The sequence below is a fragment of the Rubellimicrobium rubrum genome (assembly GCF_006152115.1).
GTDB lineage: Bacteria > Pseudomonadota > Alphaproteobacteria > Rhodobacterales > Rhodobacteraceae > Rubellimicrobium > Rubellimicrobium rubrum.
Window position 1 is genome coordinate 1 of sequence record NZ_VDFU01000103.1, and the last position, 1,036, is coordinate 1,036.

At 65.3% G+C, this 1,036-nt stretch carries 1 protein-coding gene and 2 pseudogenes; 2 read left to right on the forward strand and 1 reads right to left on the reverse strand.

Annotation, left to right across the window (positions count from 1 at the left end; all coding sequences use genetic code 11):
• Positions 1–73: 73 nt before the first annotated feature.
• Positions 74–262: pseudogene (locus FHG66_RS21405) on the forward strand (transposase); the annotation flags it as partial.
• Here the strand turns inward: FHG66_RS21405 and FHG66_RS21410 are convergent.
• Positions 241–546: pseudogene (locus tag FHG66_RS21410) on the reverse strand (IS6 family transposase); the annotation flags it as partial. The pseudogenes FHG66_RS21405 and FHG66_RS21410 overlap by 22 nt on opposite strands.
• A 331-nt stretch (positions 547–877) precedes the next feature.
• On the opposite strand from FHG66_RS21410, the gene FHG66_RS23070 reads away from it, so the two are divergent.
• A partial coding sequence (locus FHG66_RS23070; RefSeq protein ID WP_425471776.1) for an excalibur calcium-binding domain-containing protein occupies positions 878–1,036 on the forward strand: 159 nt, incomplete at its 3' end.

A 1,036-nucleotide genomic window follows, 5' to 3' on the forward strand; every position in this document is an offset into this window, starting at 1 on the left:
GCCACCCCAGTCGTAGCGCCCAAGCCGGTCATGCACTAAGTCTGAACCCGGACCACCCGATTGGGGCAGGCAAATCCGGCGCGCCACGCGCCGCCAGTTCTCGGCCGAAGAGAAGATCCGCACTGTGCTGGAGGGCCTGCGAGGCGAGGACAGCATCGCTGAGCTGTGCCGGCGCGAGGGCATTGCCAGCTCCATGGTCTACGGCTGGTCCAAGAAGTTTCTGGAGGCGGGCAAGAAGAGGCCGACGGGCGACACCGCCCGCCAGAGGTAGTACCGGACCCCATTCACCTTCACGAACACCTCGTCCAGATGTCAGCGCCAGCGGGAGAACCGCATCTGGCCCACCCGCTTGCGGCGGATCTCGGCCGCGAACATCGGGCCGACCCTCCCCCACCAGAACCGCACCCTCTCGTGGCTCACCTCGATGCCGCGCTCGTGCAGAAGGTCCTCCGGTTTCCGGAGCGAGAGCGGGAAGCGCACGTACAGCATCACCGCCAAGCGGATCACCTCGGGCGAGGTCTTGAAGTACTTGAACGGGCTGGGCATAGTGATCCGCGGAGGCTAGGCCGACCCCCTGCCCCGCTCAACCCGAGTTCTTCTGACAGGGCCGTCTGAGAGGCTTCGCAAATCACTGCATTCCTGCTCTCATCAGAGCTGCCCTGATGGGGTTGGAGGCCGTTGAGTGAGGATCATTGACACCCTGCCCGCCGCAATCCTGCTGACCGCCTGCGTGCCTGTGCCTCCTGATCGCCAAGGACAAACTGTCGTGCTCTTGGACGACGAAGCGCCAGCGCCGGTCGCGGTGGCAGAACAATCACCAGCGCTGGCGGAGGCAGCACCCGAATGGATCTATGTCCCGACCCTCTCAAATGCTGTAGTGGCTGAACCCGCTCCCCTGCCACCCCGTGTCATCATTCCATCGCGCTCGACGCCGGCCCCCGCTGGGGACGTCTTCTATAGCAGTTGCTCATCTGTCCGCGCGGCCGGCACGGCTCCGGTTTTCGCCGGCGAGCCTGGGTACCGCCCAGCTCTGGAC